The 16,618-nt window shown below is 63.1% G+C and carries 21 protein-coding genes; all 21 read left to right on the forward strand.

Annotation, left to right across the window (positions count from 1 at the left end):
• Positions 1–38: 38 nt before the first annotated feature.
• The 21 genes from GJ698_RS09855 to GJ698_RS09955 all read left to right on the forward strand — a co-directional run bounded on the left by GJ698_RS09855 (position 39) and on the right by GJ698_RS09955 (position 16,617).
• Positions 39–1,502: a glutamate synthase subunit beta gene (locus GJ698_RS09855; RefSeq protein WP_371865221.1), complete on the forward strand. Its 1,464-nt coding sequence runs from the start codon at positions 39–41 to the stop codon at positions 1,500–1,502.
• A 251-nt stretch (positions 1,503–1,753) separates the two neighbouring features.
• Entirely contained in the window at positions 1,754–2,569 is an 816-nt protein-coding gene (locus GJ698_RS09860; RefSeq protein WP_154357446.1) for an ABC transporter ATP-binding protein, read from the forward strand.
• Positions 2,566–3,351, forward strand: coding sequence for a lipid asymmetry maintenance ABC transporter permease subunit MlaE (gene mlaE / locus GJ698_RS09865; RefSeq protein WP_154357447.1), 786 nt, complete (start codon positions 2,566–2,568; stop codon positions 3,349–3,351). Before GJ698_RS09860 ends, mlaE begins: the two co-directional genes overlap by 4 nt.
• A gap of 24 nt (positions 3,352–3,375) precedes the next feature.
• Positions 3,376–3,846, forward strand: coding sequence for an outer membrane lipid asymmetry maintenance protein MlaD (gene mlaD / locus GJ698_RS09870; protein WP_154357448.1), 471 nt, complete (start codon positions 3,376–3,378; stop codon positions 3,844–3,846).
• On the forward strand, positions 3,847–4,653 hold the full coding sequence (locus tag GJ698_RS09875) for an MlaA family lipoprotein (protein WP_154357449.1): 807 nt from the start codon (positions 3,847–3,849) through the stop codon (positions 4,651–4,653).
• A 30-nt stretch (positions 4,654–4,683) separates the two neighbouring features.
• Positions 4,684–5,322, forward strand: a complete 639-nt coding sequence (locus tag GJ698_RS09880; RefSeq protein ID WP_154357450.1) for an MlaC/ttg2D family ABC transporter substrate-binding protein — start codon at positions 4,684–4,686, stop codon at positions 5,320–5,322.
• Positions 5,323–5,331: 9 nt separating this feature from the next.
• Entirely contained in the window at positions 5,332–5,754 is a 423-nt protein-coding gene (locus tag GJ698_RS09885) for an STAS domain-containing protein (protein WP_154357451.1), read from the forward strand.
• A 160-nt stretch (positions 5,755–5,914) separates the two neighbouring features.
• The gene (locus GJ698_RS09890) at positions 5,915–6,829 is read left to right on the forward strand and encodes an ABC transporter ATP-binding protein (RefSeq protein WP_154357452.1); all 915 of its coding nucleotides are present in this window, start codon (positions 5,915–5,917) and stop codon (positions 6,827–6,829) included.
• Positions 6,826–7,593: an ABC transporter permease gene (locus tag GJ698_RS09895; RefSeq protein ID WP_154357453.1), complete on the forward strand. Its 768-nt coding sequence runs from the start codon at positions 6,826–6,828 to the stop codon at positions 7,591–7,593. The genes GJ698_RS09890 and GJ698_RS09895 overlap by 4 nt, the downstream gene beginning before the upstream one ends.
• Before the next feature lie 16 nt (positions 7,594–7,609).
• The gene (locus tag GJ698_RS09900) at positions 7,610–7,846 is read left to right on the forward strand and encodes a BolA family protein (protein WP_154357454.1); all 237 of its coding nucleotides are present in this window, start codon (positions 7,610–7,612) and stop codon (positions 7,844–7,846) included.
• A 2-nt stretch (positions 7,847–7,848) separates the two neighbouring features.
• Positions 7,849–9,099, forward strand: coding sequence for a UDP-N-acetylglucosamine 1-carboxyvinyltransferase (gene murA / locus GJ698_RS09905; protein ID WP_154357455.1), 1,251 nt, complete (start codon positions 7,849–7,851; stop codon positions 9,097–9,099).
• A gap of 5 nt (positions 9,100–9,104) precedes the next feature.
• Positions 9,105–9,770, forward strand: coding sequence for an ATP phosphoribosyltransferase (hisG, locus tag GJ698_RS09910; protein ID WP_154357456.1), 666 nt, complete (start codon positions 9,105–9,107; stop codon positions 9,768–9,770).
• Between the two features lie 5 nt (positions 9,771–9,775).
• On the forward strand, positions 9,776–11,083 hold the full coding sequence (gene hisD, locus GJ698_RS09915) for a histidinol dehydrogenase (protein WP_154357457.1): 1,308 nt from the start codon (positions 9,776–9,778) through the stop codon (positions 11,081–11,083).
• Positions 11,080–11,892, forward strand: coding sequence for a DNA-methyltransferase (locus GJ698_RS09920; protein ID WP_154357458.1), 813 nt, complete (start codon positions 11,080–11,082; stop codon positions 11,890–11,892). The genes hisD and GJ698_RS09920 overlap by 4 nt, the downstream gene beginning before the upstream one ends.
• Positions 11,893–11,905: 13 nt before the next feature.
• Positions 11,906–13,000: a histidinol-phosphate transaminase gene (gene hisC / locus GJ698_RS09925; RefSeq protein WP_154357459.1), complete on the forward strand. Its 1,095-nt coding sequence runs from the start codon at positions 11,906–11,908 to the stop codon at positions 12,998–13,000.
• A gap of 18 nt (positions 13,001–13,018) precedes the next feature.
• Positions 13,019–13,609, forward strand: a complete 591-nt coding sequence (gene hisB / locus GJ698_RS09930; RefSeq protein ID WP_090190670.1) for an imidazoleglycerol-phosphate dehydratase HisB — start codon at positions 13,019–13,021, stop codon at positions 13,607–13,609.
• Between the two features lie 9 nt (positions 13,610–13,618).
• Positions 13,619–14,257 (forward strand): imidazole glycerol phosphate synthase subunit HisH, encoded by a 639-nt coding sequence (gene hisH / locus GJ698_RS09935; protein ID WP_154357460.1) that lies wholly within the window; start codon positions 13,619–13,621, stop codon positions 14,255–14,257.
• 29 nt (positions 14,258–14,286) lie between these two features.
• Entirely contained in the window at positions 14,287–15,075 is a 789-nt protein-coding gene (hisA, locus tag GJ698_RS09940; protein ID WP_154357461.1) for a 1-(5-phosphoribosyl)-5-[(5-phosphoribosylamino)methylideneamino]imidazole-4-carboxamide isomerase, read from the forward strand.
• On the forward strand, positions 15,075–15,845 hold the full coding sequence (hisF, locus tag GJ698_RS09945; RefSeq protein ID WP_154357462.1) for an imidazole glycerol phosphate synthase subunit HisF: 771 nt from the start codon (positions 15,075–15,077) through the stop codon (positions 15,843–15,845). Before hisA ends, hisF begins: the two co-directional genes overlap by 1 nt.
• On the forward strand, positions 15,845–16,273 hold the full coding sequence (gene hisI / locus GJ698_RS09950) for a phosphoribosyl-AMP cyclohydrolase (protein WP_154357606.1): 429 nt from the start codon (positions 15,845–15,847) through the stop codon (positions 16,271–16,273). Before hisF ends, hisI begins: the two co-directional genes overlap by 1 nt.
• Positions 16,270–16,617: a phosphoribosyl-ATP diphosphatase gene (locus GJ698_RS09955; RefSeq protein ID WP_154357463.1), complete on the forward strand. Its 348-nt coding sequence runs from the start codon at positions 16,270–16,272 to the stop codon at positions 16,615–16,617. Before hisI ends, GJ698_RS09955 begins: the two co-directional genes overlap by 4 nt.
• Position 16,618: the final 1 nt, after the last annotated feature.

The following is a 16,618-nucleotide window of genomic DNA, read 5'->3' on the forward strand; positions in this document are numbered from 1 at the left end:
TCACCGTCAGCGTTACAAGATTACGAAGGAAAAATATCGTGGGTAAAATCACCGGCTTCATGGAATTCCAGCGTCAGGAAGAAAGCTATCTGCCGCCAGCAACGCGTTTGAAAAACTATGCGGAGTTCGTCATTCCGCTGACCAACGAGCAGGCCAAGGTCCAGGGCGCGCGCTGCATGGACTGCGGCATCCCGTTCTGCAACAACGGCTGCCCGGTCAACAACATCATCCCGGACTGGAACGACCTGGTGTATCGCGGCAACTACCGCGAAGCGCTGGATACGCTGCATTCGACCAACAACTTCCCGGAATTCACCGGCCGCATCTGCCCGGCGCCCTGCGAGGCCGCCTGTACGCTGGGCATCAGCGAAGATCCGGTCGGCATCAAGTCGATCGAACACAAGATCATCGACGAAGGCTGGGAACACGGCTGGGTCATTCCCCAGCCGGCCGCCAGGCAGACCGGCAAGAAAGTCGCCGTGGTCGGTTCCGGTCCTGCCGGCCTGGCGGCGGCGCAGCAGCTGGCGCGCGCCGGCCACGCCGTCACGGTGTTTGAGAAATCCGACCGCATCGGCGGCCTGCTGCGCTACGGCATTCCAGACTTCAAGATGGAAAAATCGCACATCGACCGCCGCGTCCAGCAGATGGAAGCCGAAGGCGTGGTGTTCCGCACCAGCGTGTTGATCGGCAAGGACTTCCCGGCCAACGTCAACAACATGGCCAAGGAAACCATCTTCCCTGAAGATCTGCAGAAAGACTTCGACGCCGTGGTGCTGGCCGGCGGTTCCGAGTCGCCGCGCGACCTGCCGGTGCCGGGCCGCGAGCTGAAAGGCGTGCACTTCGCCATGGACTTCCTGCCGCAGCAAAACCGCGTCAACGCCGGCGACAAGCTGAAAGACCAGATCAAGGCCACCGGCAAGCACGTGGTGGTGATCGGCGGCGGCGACACCGGTTCCGACTGCGTCGGCACCTCGAACCGCCACGGCGCCGCCTCGGTGACCCAGTTCGAACTGATGCCGATGCCGCCGGAGCAGGAAAACAAGCCGCTGGTGTGGCCGTACTGGCCGACCAAGCTGCGTACTTCCTCGTCGCACGAGGAAGGCTGCGAGCGCGACTGGGCAGTGGCCACCAAGCGCCTGGAAGGCAAGGGCGGCAAGGTCGAGAAGCTGATCGCCTGCCGCGTCGAGTGGAAGGACGGCAAGATGAGCGAAGTGCCGAACTCGGAATTCGAGATGAAAGCCGACCTGGTGTTCCTGGCCATGGGCTTCGTGTCGCCGGTCGCCACCATCCTCGACGCTTTCGCTGTTGACAAAGATGCACGCGGTAACGCCAAGGCCACCACGGATGGCGAGGGCTGCTACAAAACTTCCGCAGCCAAGGTATTTGCCGCCGGCGACATGCGCCGCGGCCAATCCCTGGTGGTATGGGCCATCCGCGAAGGGCGCCAGTGCGCGCGCGCGGTGGATGAGTTCCTGATGGGCAGTTCCGAGTTGCCGCGTTAAGTATTCGCACGGTAAGCAGGCGCTGCCTGGCTTTCTGCCGGACACGGACGGGTGATCCCCGACCGTCTCCGGTTTTTTTGCGCCAGCACATGCTGCGCTGCACCAATGTAACATTTGGTGCCCGGTGTAAATTGCTGACTTTGGGTTCAGTAGTGTTGTATTATCTGTATTCTTGTCAGCTTCGCGCCCCTGCCCGGAGCCACCTTCAGCAGAGATTGACGTTTCTGCACTACAATACGGCATTCAAAAAAATGAGTTCAGTCGTGCCAAATTTAGTCGAAATCCGTGATTTACACTTCTCCTATGGAAAGCGGGCCATCCTGTCCGGTCTCCAGATGGACTTCCCGCGCGGGAAGGTGGTTGCAATCATGGGCGGCTCCGGTAGCGGCAAGACCACGGTATTGCGCCTGATCGGCGGCCAGCTGCGTCCGCAGCGCGGCCAGGTCAAGGTGCAGGGCCAGGTGGTCCACAAGCTGAATACCGCCGGCTTATATCTGTTGCGTCGCAAGATGGGCATGCTGTTCCAGCATGGCGCGCTGTTTACCGACCTGTCGGTATTCGAGAACGTCGCCTTCCCGCTGCGCGAGCACACCGATCTGCCGGAAGAGCTGATCCGCAACCTCGTCTTGATGAAACTGCAGGCCGTGGGCCTGCGCAACGCCGCCAAGCTGAAGCCGGGCGAAATCTCCGGCGGCATGGCGCGCCGCGTGGCGCTGGCGCGTTCGATCGCGCTGGACCCGGAACTGATCATGTATGACGAGCCGTTCGCCGGCCTGGACCCGATCTCGATGGGCGTCACCGCCAACCTGATCCGCAACCTGAACACGGCGCTCGGCTCGACCACGATCCTGGTGTCGCACGACGTCAAGGAAAGCTTCGCCATCGCCGATTATGTTTATTTCCTGTCGCAGGGCAAAATCGTCGCCAGCGGCACGCCGGCCGAGATGCTGGTGTCGACCGATCCGTATGTGAAGCAGTTTGTGAACGCGGAAGCGGACGGTCCGGTGCCGTTCCACTATCCAGGCAAGTCCCTGGCCGACGATCTGGGCCTGGGAGTGCATGTATGAGTGTGAAGAACTGGTTGTCCCGCCTGGGCGCGCCGCTGCGCGACTACGTGGAAAGCATCGGCTATGGTTTCCGGACCTTCGCCAACATGCTGGGCGTGTCGCCCGGCCTGCTGCGCCGTCCCGGCCTGGTGATCGAGCAGCTGCATTTCATCGGCAATTACTCGATGCTGATCATCACCCTGTCCGGCCTGTTCGTCGGCATGGTGCTGGGTTTGCAGGGCTATTACACGCTGAACAAGTATGGCGCCGAGCAGTCGCTGGGCCTGCTGGTGGCCCTGGGCCTGACCCGCGAACTGGGGCCGGTGATCACCGCCCTGCTGTTCGCCGGCCGCGCCGGCACCTCGCTGACCGCCGAAATCGGCCTGATGAAGGCGGGCGAGCAGCTGTCCGCCATGGAAATGATGGCCGTCAACCCGATCCAGCGCGTGCTGGCGCCGCGCTTCTGGGCCGGCGTGATCTCGGTGCCGCTGCTGGCGTCGGTGTTCAGCGCCGTGGGCGTGCTGGGCGGCTGGCTGGTCGGCGTGCAGCTGATCGGCGTCGACGATGGCGCGTTCTGGTCGCAGATGCAGGGCGGCGTGGATATCTACAAGGATATCTTCAACGGCTTCGCCAAGAGCGTGGTGTTCGGCATCGCGATTACCTTCATCTCCCTGTACCAGGGCTACGAAGCGCAACCGACGCCGGAAGATGTGGCGCGCGCCACCACCCGCACGGTCGTGATTTCATCGCTGATGATCTGGTGGCTGGACTTCATGATGACGGCGCTGATGTTCAGCAAATAAAAGATTAAGAACTGAGGAATAATTATGCAACGCAAATCTCTGGATGTCTGGGTTGGTCTGTTCATCGTTGTCGGCGTGGCCGCCCTGATGTTCCTGGCCCTCAAGGCCGGCAACATGGGTTCCATGTCCTTTGCCAAGACCTATGCGATCACCGCGAAATTCGACAACATCGGCAGCCTGCGTCCGCAGGCGGCGGTCAAGGCGGCCGGCGTGGTCATCGGCCGTGTGGGAGAGATCAAGTTTGATGACAAGAGCTATCAGGCGCTGGTAACCTTGAATATGGAAGAGAATTACAAATTCCCGAAAGACAGCTCGGCCAAGATTCTGACCGCCGGCCTGCTGGGAGAACAATACGTCGGCATCGAAGCCGGTGGCGATACCAACAATCTGGCGGCCGGCGACAAGATCGCCCGCACCCAATCGGCAGCCGTGCTGGAAGACCTGATCAATCAGTTCATCTACAGCAAGGCCGCAGAAGGAAAGGACGACAAATAAATGAGCCGTACCGTACAACACATCCGTCAGGCAGCGCTGGCGCTGGGCGTCACCGCGATGCTGGCCGGCTGCGCCGGCCCGAACCCGCGCGACCCGTATGAAGGCTTCAACCGCGCCATGTTCGACTTCAACGATACGGTCGACACCTATGCGCTGAAACCGGTGGCCAAGGGCTACAAGACGGTCACGCCGCAGTTCGTCCAGACCGGCGTCGGCAACTTCTTCGGCAATCTGGGCGACGCCTGGACCGCCGTCAACAACCTGTTGCAGGGCAACGGCGCCGACGGCATGTCGGACGTCACCCGCTTCGCGCTGAACTCGACGCTGGGTATCCTCGGCCTGTTCGACATCGCCACCGAAGCCGGCCTGCCGAAGCACAAGGAAGATTTCGGCCAGACGCTGGGCGTGTGGGGCGTGAGTTCCGGTCCGTACCTGGTGCTGCCGCTGCTGGGCCCATCGACCGTGCGCGACACCGTCGCCCTGCCGGTCGACATTTCCGGCGACATCTGGCGCTACAAGGACCCGACCAATGTGCGTAACATGGGCACCGTGCTGCGCGTGGTCGACACCCGCGCCGGCCTGCTGGACGCCTCGACGCTGTTCGAGGACGCCGCGCTGGACCGCTACGAGTTCCTGCGCGACGGCTACCTGCAGCGCCGCGAGAGCCAGATCCACCCGGACGGCGACGGTGCGCCACGTAAAGTACAAAAAGATGATACTGCTGAAACTTCTGCACCCGTGTCATCCGAACCGGCCGCAAAAGAGTTAAACTCCGGCACACCGGCTGCAAAACCTGACAGCCAGTGACCTGAAGAACCACTCATAAGGCATAGAACAATGAAATTCATCAAACAATTTATCGCTTTGGCCACTGTGGCACTGGCATTCAACGCGGCCCACGCGGCCGACGAAGCGCCGGACGCGCTGGTCAAGCGCATCAGCTCGGACGTGCTGAACACCGCCAAGACCGACAAGGCCATCCAGGCCGGCGACACCAAAAAAGTCATCGACCTGGTGGAAACCAAGATCCTGCCGTACGTCGACTTCCAGCGCATGACCGCGCTGGCGGCCGGCCGCTTCTGGCGCGACGCCACCCCGGAACAGCAAAAAGCGCTGACCGAGCAGTTCCGCACGCTGCTGGTGTTCACCTACTCGGGCGCCCTGTCCCAGGTGAAAGACCAGACCGTCGAGTTCAAGCCGCTGCGCGCCGATCCGACCGATACCGAAGTGGAAGTGCGCTCGCAGGTCAACCAGGCCCGCGGCGAGCCGATTCCGCTGAACTACCGCGTCGCCAAGGGCCCGCAAGGCTGGAAGATCTACGACATCAACGTGCTGGGCGCGTGGCTGGTCGAGACCTACAAAGGCACGTTCGCTTCCGAAATCAGCAAGGGCGGCATGGACGGCCTGATCAAGGCGCTGACCGAGAAAAACAAAAAACTCGCCAGCAAACCGCTGAACACCAACGCACCGAAGTAATCTGACGCCATGAACGCCGTTACCGAACCGCTCGACAATCTGCAATCGCTCACGTCCCTGACCGTGCTCAACGCCTCCGCGGCGCTGGAGCGCGGCCACGCCGCCATCAAGGCCGGCCAGACCGCGTTCGACCTGCGCCACGTGTTGACGGTGGATTCGGTGGCGGTGTCGGTGATGCTGGCGTGGCAGCGCGCCGCGCACGACGCCGGCGTCAAGCTGGAACTGCGCAACCTGCCGCCGGCCCTGCAAAGCCTGACCAAGCTGTACGGCGTGTGCTCGCTGCTGTTCCCGAGCGACGTCCAGCTGGAACAGGATTGCCGCGCGCCGCGCAACCCGGCGCAGGACGAATTTGCGCCGGTCAAGGCGCCTGACACGGTCTTCGCCAAGAAGACCGCGGTGGCCGGCGACTCCGCCGCCCACCATCACCATTGACCTCCGCCCCACCCCGCCGCCAGCAGTAAATCCCCGGTCCGGCTCGGACCGCCTGAATTTCCAATATAATTGAACGTTGCCGCAGCCGCAGTGCTGTGGCGTTCCGCAGCATCTTCCCGCGCGCCGGCTTTGCCGCCGCAACCTTATTGATAAGTCAAGAATGACAGCGATCCAAATTAGCAATGTCGAGAAGCGCTACAAGTCGCTCCAGGCACTGGGCGGCGTGTCCCTCAGTATCGAGGAGGGCGAGTTTTTCGGCCTGCTGGGCCCCAACGGCGCCGGCAAAACCACCCTCATTTCCATCATCGCCGGCTTGATCCGGCCGGACTCCGGCTCGGTCAAGATCCACGGCCACGACGTGGTCAGCGATTTCCGCGAAGCGCGCAAGAAGCTCGGCGTGGTGCCGCAGGAACTGGTGTTCGACCCGTTCTTCACGGTGCGCGAGACGCTGCGCCTGCAGTCGGGCTACTTCGGCCTGAAGAACAACGACGCCTGGATCGACGAGGTGATGCACAACCTCAACCTGACCAACAAGGCCGACACCAATATGCGCGCGCTGTCCGGCGGCATGAAGCGCCGCGTGCTGGTGGCGCAGGCGCTGGTGCACAAGCCGCCGGTGATCGTGCTCGATGAGCCGACCGCCGGCGTCGACGTCGAGCTGCGCCAGACGCTGTGGCAATTCATCTCGCGCCTGAACCGCGAAGGCCACACCGTAGTGCTGACCACCCACTACCTGGAAGAAGCGCAGGCCATGTGCAAGCGCGTCGCCATGCTCAAGCTGGGCCAGGTGGTGACGCTGGACACCATGGCGTCGCTGGTGCGCCGCATCTCCGGCTCGCAGCTGATCGTCAACCTCACCCACGGCGACCTGCCGGACGATCTGCAGACGCTGGTCACGCACCCGGAAAGCTCGGAAAGCGGCAAGAAGTACAGCCTGCGCATCAACGAATACGCTGAAGTCGAACAGATCCTGCGCCGCCTGCGCGAGTCGGGCGCCATCGTCGACGAAATGCAATTGCAACAAGCGGATCTGGAAGACATCTTCATCCAGATCATGGAAAAAGGTACCGTATGAACTTCCTCTCCGCCGGCTTCCGCACCCTGGTCTACAAGGAGACCCTGCGCTTCTGGAAAGTCGCCACCCAGACCATCGCCGCGCCTATCCTGACCGCCATGCTGTACCTGATGATCTTCGGCCACGTGCTCGAAGGCCGGGTCACCGTGTACCAGGACGTCAACTACACCTCGTTCCTGATTCCCGGCCTGGTGATGATGAGCGTGTTGCAGAACGCCTTCGCCAATTCGTCGTCGTCGCTGATCCAATCGAAGATCACCGGCAACCTGGTGTTCGTGCTGCTGACGCCTTTGTCGCACTGGGAGATTTTCTCGGCCTACGTGATCGCCGCCATGGTGCGCGGCATCATGGTGGGACTGGGCGTGTTCATGGTCACCGCCTGGTTCGCCCACCTGTCGTTCGCGGCGCCGCTGTGGATCATCGTGTTCGCGCTGCTGGGCGCCGCCATCCTCGGCACCATGGGCCTGATCGCCGGCGTGTGGGCGGAGAAGTTCGACCAGCTGGCCGCCTTCCAGAACTTCCTGATCGTGCCGCTGACCTTCCTGGCCGGCGTGTTCTACTCGATCCACTCGCTGCCGCCGGTATGGCAGGCGGTGTCGCATTTGAATCCGTTCTTCTACATGATCGACGGCTTCCGTTACGGCTTCTTCGGCCAGTCCGACGTCAACCCGCTGGTGAGCCTGGCCATTGTTGCGGCCTTCCTGGTGGTGCTGGCGTTCCTGGCGATTCGTCTGCTGCGCAGCGGTTACCGCCTGCGTCACTAAAATTCAAGGACCCATCATGCCTACTACTCCAGAACTCATCCACGGCTACATCTCGGCCGGTCTCGAATGCACCCACCTCGAAGTGGACGGCGACGGCCAGCACTTCCAGGCGGTGATCGTCTCGCCGGCGTTCGCCGGCAAGCGCCCGATCCAGCGCCACCAGCTGGTGTACGCCGCGCTGGGCGACCGCATGCGCGAAGAAATCCACGCGCTGTCGATGAAAACCCTCACCCCTGAAGAATATCAAGGATAAGCATGGACAAGCTTCTGATCCAAGGCGGTAACCGCCTGCAAGGCGACATCATCATCTCCGGCGCCAAGAACGCCGCCCTGCCTATCCTGTGCGCGGGCCTGCTGACCTCCGGCGACGTCGAGCTGTCCAACGTGCCGCACCTGCACGATGTGGCCACCATCCTCAAGCTGCTGGGCGAAACCGGCCTGAAAGTCACGCAGGACAACGACAAGGTCACCTTGAACGGCAGCGCCATCACCAAGCTGGAAGCGCCGTACGACCTGGTGAAAACCATGCGCGCCTCGATCCTGGTGCTGGGCCCATTGCTGGCGCGCTTCGGCGAAGCCAAGGTGTCGCTGCCGGGCGGCTGCGCCATCGGTTCGCGTCCGGTGGACCAGCACATCAAGGGCCTGCAGGCGCTGGGCGCCGACATCACCGTCGAAGGCGGCTACATCTACGCCAAGTGCGCCAAGCTGAAAGGCGCGCGCATCGTCACCGACATGATCACCGTCACCGGCACCGAGAACCTGCTGATGGCCGCCACGCTGGCCGAAGGCGAGACCGTGCTGGAAAACGCCGCCTGCGAACCGGAAGTGACCGACCTGGCGCACCTGCTGGTGGCCATGGGCGCCAAGATCGAAGGCATCGGCACCAACCGCCTGGTGATCCAGGGCGTCAGCGAACTGCATGGCGCCAAACACGCGGTGATTTCGGACCGCATCGAAGCGGCGACCTTCCTGTGCGCGGTGGCCGCCACCGGTGGCGACATCACCATCCGCAACACCCGCGTCGACATCATGGACGCGGCGCTGGACAAGCTGCGCGAGATCGGCCTGCAGCTGACCATCGGCGACAACTGGATCCGCGCGCAGATGGACAGGCGTCCGACCGCCGTCACCTTCCGCACCACCGAATATCCCGGCTTCCCGACCGACATGCAGGCGCAGTTCATGGCGGTGAACACCATCGCCGACGGCGCCAGCCGCGTGACGGAAACCATTTTTGAAAACCGCTTCATGCACGTCCAGGAGATGAACCGCCTGGGCGCGCAGATTGAAACCGATGGCAACACCGCCTTTATCAAAGGCGTGGAACAGCTGGTTGGCGCGCCCGTGATGGCGACCGACCTGCGTGCATCCGCTTCGCTGGTGATCGCCGGCCTGGCTGCGCGCGGTGAAACGCTGGTCGACCGCATCTATCACCTGGACCGCGGCTACGACCAGATGGAACTCAAACTCTCCGCCGTAGGCGCCAACATCAAGCGAATCAAATAAACACCATGAGTACCTTCCAAGCCGACTCGCAGCAGCTGATTCTTGCGCTGTCGAAGGGCCGCATTTTCGAAGACACGCTGCCGCTGCTGGCGGCGGCGGGCATCACCGTCACCGAGAATCCGGAAACTTCGCGCAAGCTGATCCTGCCGACCAACGATCCCAATGTGCGCGTGCTGATCGTGCGCGCCACCGACGTGCCGACCTATGTGCAGCATGGCGCGGCGGACTTCGGCGTGGCCGGCAAGGATGTGCTGCTGGAGCACGGCGGCGAAGGCCTGTACCAGCCGATCGACCTGCGCATCGCCGAATGCCGCATGTCGGTCGCGGTGCGCAACGGCTTCGATTACGAGACCGCGGTGCGCCAGGGCGCGCGCCTGCGCGTGGCCACCAAGTTCGTCGAGACGGCGCGCGCGCACTTCGCCAAGAAGGGCGTGCACGTCGACCTGATCAAGCTGTATGGCTCGATGGAGCTGGCGCCGCTGGTCGGCCTGTCGGACGCCATCGTCGACGTGGTCAGTACCGGCAACACGCTGCGCGCCAACGACCTGAAAGAGGTCGAGGCCATCATGGATATTTCGTCGCGCCTGATCGTCAACCAGGCCGCGCTGAAGATGAAACGCGAGCGCCTGCAACCCATCATCGAAGCGTTTGAACGCGCTTCCAACAAGTGAACGCCATGATCACCAAGCTCGATTCCAGCCAGGCTGATTTCAAACAGCGCCTGGACACGCTGCTGGCCTTCGAAGCCAGCACCGACGACGCCATCGAGAGCGCCGTCGGCGGCATTCTCGCCGACGTGAAACGGCGCGGCGACGCCGCCGTGCTCGAATACACCAACCGCTTCGACCGCATTCCCAACGGCGGCGCCACCAGCATGGCCGCGCTGGAAATCTCGCAGGAAGAAATGCAGGCCGCATTGGCCGCGATTCCCGAGGCGCAGCGCAAGGCGCTGGAAGTCGCCGCGCACCGCGTGCGCGTGTTCCACGAACGCCAGAAGCAGGAGCTGAACGGCTTCACCTACACCGAGCCGGATGGCACGGTGCTGGGCCAGCGCGTGACGCCGCTGGACCGCGTGGGCATCTACGTCCCGGGCGGCAAGGCCGCTTACCCCTCGTCGGTGCTGATGAACGCAATTCCGGCGCACGTTGCCGGCGTCGAGGAAATCATCATGGTGGTGCCGACGCCGGACGGCGTGAAGAACCAGATGGTGCTGGCCGCCGCCGCGATTGCCGGCGTCACCCGCGTCATCACCATCGGCGGCGCGCAGGCTGTCGCCGCGCTGGCGCACGGCACCGAAACCATCCAGGCGGTCGACAAGATCGTCGGTCCGGGCAACGCCTACGTGGCCTCGGCCAAGCGCCGCGTGTTCGGCATCGTCGGCATCGACATGATCGCCGGCCCGTCGGAAATCCTGATCGTCTGCGACGGCACCACCGATCCGGACTGGGTCGCCATGGACCTGTTCTCGCAGGCGGAGCACGACGAGCTGGCGCAAGCCATCCTGCTGTGCCCAGACGCCGACTACATCGCCAAGGTGGAAGCCAGCATAGAAAAGCTGCTGCCCCAGATGCCGCGCCAGGAAGTGATCCGCACCTCGCTGGGCGACCGCGGCGCGCTGATCAAGGTGCGCGACATGGATGAAGCTTGCGCCATCGCCAACAGCATCGCCGCCGAGCACCTGGAAATCTCCGCCGTCGCGCCGCAGCAATGGGCCGACAAGATCCGCCACGCCGGCGCCATGTTCCTCGGCCGCTTCTCGTCCGAGTCGCTGGGCGACTACTGCTGCGGCCCGAACCACGTGCTGCCGACGTCGCGCACCGCGCGCTTTTCGTCGCCGCTGGGCGTGTACGATTTCCAGAAACGCTCGTCGATCATTCACGTGAGCGAAGCCGGCGCGCAAACGCTGGGCAGGGTCGCGGCCGAACTGGCGTATGGCGAAGGCCTGCAGGCGCACGCCCGCAGCGCGGAGCTGCGCCTGAAATGACCGGGACGTGGCTCAATCAGGTCTTCTGTGAGGATGCGCTGGCCGGACTGGCGCGCATCCCGGATGGTTCCATCGATCTGATTCTGACCGATCCGCCGTATAACCTCGGCAAGGACTACGGCAACGCCTCGGACCATCAGACGGTGGACGAATACCTGCGCTGGACCGAGCAGTGGGTGGACGCCGCGCTGCCCAAGCTGAAGCCCAACGGCAGCCTGTATATCTTTTTGACCTGGCGCTTTTCGCCGGAGATCTTCGTCATGCTGAAAAAGCGCATGATGATGATGAACGAAATTATCTGGGACCGCCGCGTGCCGTCGATGGGCGGCAGCGTGCGCAGCTTCTCGTCGGTGCACGACACCATCGGCTTCTTCGTGCGCCGCAAGGATTACTACTTCGACCTCGACGCCGTGCGCATTCCCTACGACGCCGAGACCAAGAAGGCGCGCACGCGCTCGATCTTCGTCGGCGCCAAGTGGCTGGAAGTGGGCTACAACCCGAAGGATTTGTGGAGCGTGTCGCGCCTGCACCGCGAGCACCCGGAGCGCGCCGACCATCCGACGCAGAAGCCGCTGGAGATCATCGAGCGCATGGTCAAGGCCTCGTGCCCGCCGGACGGCGTGGTGCTGGACCTGTTCATGGGCAGCGGTACGACGGCGATCGCGGCCAAGCGCACCGGCCGCAATTACGTCGGCTTCGAGCTGAATCCGGAATACTGCGCCATCATCGCCGAGCGGCTGGCGCTGCCGGAAGTGCCGGCGCCGCCGCCGAAGAAACTCAAGAAATCCCGAAGTACCGTCAACTCATAGGAGCCCAAGTAAGATGTCCCCCATCGACACCCTGGTCAACAGCACCATCCGCCCAGACGTGCGCGCCGTAGCCGGCTACCACGTGGCTGACGCGAGTGGCTTTATCAAGCTGGATGCGATGGAGAACCCTTACCACCTGCCGCACCATCTGCGCGAGGAACTGGGCCGGCGCCTGGCCGACGTCGCGCTGAACCGCTATCCGGTGGCGTCCTACGCCGGCATCAAGCAGCGCATCCGGGACAAGCTGGGCGTGCCGGCCGGCCATGACGTCATCCTCGGCAACGGCTCGGATGAACTGATCTCGATCCTGTGCATGGCCTGCGCCATGCAGGACCGCCGCGCCACCGTGGTGGCGCCGACGCCGTCGTTCGTGATGTACCAGCGCTCGGCGCAATTCGCCGGCATGGACTACGTCGGCGTGCCGCTGAAAGCCGACCTGACGCTGGACCTGCCGGCCATGCTGGCCGCCATCGCGCAGCACAAGCCGGCGCTGGTGTTCCTGTCCTACCCGAACAACCCGACCGGCAACCTGTTCGCCGCAGACGACATCGTCGCCATCATCCGCGCGCTGGACGGTTTCGGCCTGGCCGTGGTGGACGAAGCCTACGAGCCGTTCGCCCAGCAGACCTTCATGCATCGCCTGCCCGAATTTAACAACCTGGTGGTGATGCGCACGGTATCGAAGCTGGGCCTGGCCGGCATCCGCCTCGGCTATATGTCGGCGGCGCCGCAATTGCTGGCGGAATTCGACAAAGTGCGGCCTCCTTACAACATCAACGTGCTGACCCAGGTTGCGGCCGAATTCGCGCTCGACCACGTGGAGGTGCTGAACCGCCAAGCCGCCAATTTGCGCGCCGCACGCGCCGATCTGACGGCTGCATTGGCCCGTCTGCCCGGCGTCGAGGTTTTTCCGTCGGCGGCGAATTTTATCTTGATTCGCGTCCCCGATTCCGACGATGCCTACGCGAAACTGCTGTCTCACAAGGTTTTAGTCAAAAATGTGAGTAAAATGCACAGTGTGCTGACCAATTGTTTACGCATCACCGTAAGCACCCCGGAAGAAAATTCCACCTTCCTCGATGCCTTCGCCGCATCGCAGGCAGCCTGACACCATCGCGAGCTTTTCATGAACCGCACCGCAGAAATCATCCGCAACACCAACGAAACGCAAGTCCGCGTTTCCATCAACCTGGACGGCACCGGCAAGCAGAAGCTGAACACCGGCGTGCCCTTCCTCGACCATATGCTGGACCAGATCGCCCGCCACGGCCTGTTCGACCTGGAAGTGGAAGCCACCGGCGACATCCATATCGACAACCACCACACGGTGGAAGACGTCGGCATCACGCTGGGCATGGCGGTGGCCAAGGCCATCGGCGACCGCAAGGGCATCGTCCGCTACGGCCATTCGTATGTGCCGCTGGACGAGGCGCTGTCGCGCGTCGTGCTGGATTATTCCGGCCGGCCGGGCATCGAATACCACATCCCGTTCACGCGCGCGATGATCGGCACCTTCGACGTCGACCTGACGCTGGAATTCTTCCGCGGCTTCGTCAACCATGCGCTGGTCACGCTGCACATCGACAACCTGCGCGGTACCAATGCGCACCACCAGTGCGAGACGGTCTTCAAGGCCTTTGGCCGCGCGCTGCGCATGGCGTCCGAGCTGGACCCGCGCGCCGCCGGCACCATCCCGTCGACCAAAGGCACTCTGTAAACACACACCATGAAAAAAATCGTAGTAGTTGATTACGGCATGGGTAATCTGCGCTCGGTCGCGCAAGCGCTGCGCGCCGTCGCGCCCGAAGCCAACGTGCTGATTTCCGGCGACGTGGCCGATATCCAGAGCGCCGACCGCATCGTGCTGCCCGGCCAGGGCGCCATGCCGGACTGCATGCGCAGCCTGCGCGAATCCGGCGTCCAGGAAGCGCTGCTGGCGGCGTCGAAGACCATCCCCCTGATGGGAGTATGCATCGGCGAGCAAATGCTGTTTGATGGCAGCGAGGAAGGCAATGCCGCCGGCCTCGGCCTGTTGCCGGGCAAGGTGGTGCGCTTCCAGCTCGACGGCCAGATCCAGGAAGACGGCTCGCGTTTCAAGGTGCCGCAAATGGGCTGGAACCAAGTGCGGCAAACGGCGTCTCATCCGATGTGGCAGGATATTCCGGACCACGCGTACTTCTACTTCGTGCACAGCTATTTTGCCCAGCCGGAGCAGGCCGCGCACACGGTCGGACAAACTGTCTACGGTGCGGCGTTCAGTTGCGCGGTCGCCCGTGATAATATTTTTGCGACCCAGTTCCATCCGGAGAAAAGCGCCGCGACCGGTCTGCAGTTGTACAAAAATTTCGTTCACTGGAACCCTTGATTCCCTTTTTTAATTTAACTTAAACCATCATGCTGCTCATTCCTGCCATCGACCTCAAAGACGGTCACTGCGTTCGCTTGAAACAAGGCGATATGGAACTCGCCACCGTATTCTCCGAAGATCCGGCCGAGATGGCCCTGCATTGGCTCAAGCAAGGCGCGCGCCGCCTGCACCTGGTCGACCTGAACGGCGCCTTCGCCGGCAAGCCGAAGAACGAGGCGGCCATCAAGGCGATTCTGCAAGCGGTGCAGGACTACGCGGAAGAAAACGACCTGGACGAAATTCCGGTGCAGCTGGGCGGCGGCATCCGCGACCTCGACACCATCGAGCGCTACCTGGACGCCGGCATCACCTACGTCATCATCGGCACCGCCGCAGTGAAGGAGCCGGGCTTCCTGCACGACGCCTGCGGCGCCTTCCCCGGCCACATCATCGTCGGCCTGGACGCCAAGGACGGCAAGGTCGCCACCGACGGCTGGAGCAAGATGTCCGGCCACGAAGTGATCGACCTGGCCAAGAAGTTCGAAGCCTATGGCGTGGAATCGATCATCTACACCGACATCGGCCGCGACGGCATGATGGGCGGCGTGAATATCGAGGCCACCGTCAAGCTGGCGCAGGCGGTGAAGATTCCGGTGATCGCCTCCGGCGGCCTGCACAACCTGGCCGACGTCGAAGCGCTGTGCGCGGTGCAGGACGAAGGCATCGAAGGCGTGATCTGCGGCCGTTCGATTTACGAAGGCACCATCGACCTTGCCTCGGCCCAGCTGCGCGCCGACGAACTCAGTGGCGATTTGATCGAAGAAGAAGACGAATAATGCTGGCTAAACGCATCATCCCCTGCCTCGACGTGACCGACGGCCGCGTCGTCAAAGGCGTCAATTTCACCGAGCTGCGCGATGCCGGCGACCCGGTGGAAATCGCGCGCCGCTACGACGAGCAGGGCGCCGATGAACTGACCTTCCTCGACATCACCGCTACCAGCGACAACCGCGGCCTGATCCTGGACATCATCGAGGCGGTCGCTTCGCAGGTGTTCATTCCGCTGACGGTGGGCGGCGGCGTGCGCGAGGTGGCCGATGTGCGCCGCCTGCTCAACGCCGGCGCCGACAAGGTCAGCATGAACTCGTCGGCGGTGTCGAATCCGCAGCTGGTGTACGACGCCTCGCAGAAGCACGGTTCGCAGTGCATCGTGGTGGCGATCGACGCCAAGCAGACCTCGCCCGGCAAGTGGGAAGTGTTCACCCACGGCGGCCGCAAGGCCACCGGCATCGACGCCATCGACTGGGCGAAGAAAATGGAACAGCTGGGCGCCGGTGAAATCCTGCTGACCAGCATGGACAAGGACGGCACCAAGTCCGGCTTCGACCTGGGCCTGACGCGCGGCGTGTCCGACGCGGTCGGCATCCCGGTGATCGCTTCCGGCGGCGTCGGCGGCCTGCAGGACCTGGCCGACGGCATCAAGCTGGGCAAGGCCGACGCGGTGCTGGCCGCCAGCATCTTCCACTTTGGCCAATATTCGGTGCAGGAAGCCAAGCGCTTCATGGCGCAACAGGGCATTCCGATGCGCCTGGACGGAGCAGCATGATGAATACCCCCAACGTCCAGCCGAAAGCGGCCTGGCTGAAAAAAGTAAAGTGGGACGAACACGGCCTGGTGCCGGTGATCGCCCAGGAAGCGGGCAGCAACGATGTGCTGATGTTCGCCTGGATGAACCGCGAGGCGCTGGCCAAGACGGTGGAGCTGGGCGAGGCGGTGTACTGGAGCCGTTCGCGCAAGAAGCTGTGGCACAAGGGCGAAGAGTCCGGCCACGTGCAGAAGGTGCTGGAAGTGCGCCTGGACTGCGACGAGGACGTGCTGCTGCTGAAGATCGAACAGGCCGGCGGCATCGCCTGCCATACCGGCCGCCACTCGTGCTTCTTCCAGAAGTTCGAGGGCGACGCGCAGGAAGGCGACTGGCAGAATACCGAGCCGGTGCTGAAAGATCCATCCGATATTTACAAGGCAGGCAAATGAGCACCATTCTTGACCGCCTGGCCGACGTGATCGAATCGCGCAAGCCGGCCAACGGCGGCGATCCCGCCACCTCCTACACCTCCAAGCTGTTCGCCAAGGGCGACGACGCCATCCTGAAGAAGATCGGCGAGGAAGCCACTGAAACCGTGATGGCCGCCAAGGATGCGCGCGCCGGCGCCGACAGCGGCAAGGTGCTGTACGAAGTGGCCGACTTGTGGTTCCATACGCTGGTGCTGCTGGCGCAGTTCGACCTCAAGCCGCAGCAGGTGCTCGATGAACTGGCGCGCCGCGAGGGCGTGTCCGGCATCGAGGAAAAAGCATCCCGTAAAGAATCATTGGAATAAT

Source organism: Duganella aquatilis (assembly GCF_009674565.1).
GTDB classification, from domain to species: Bacteria; Pseudomonadota; Gammaproteobacteria; order Burkholderiales; family Burkholderiaceae_D; genus Rugamonas; species Rugamonas aquatilis.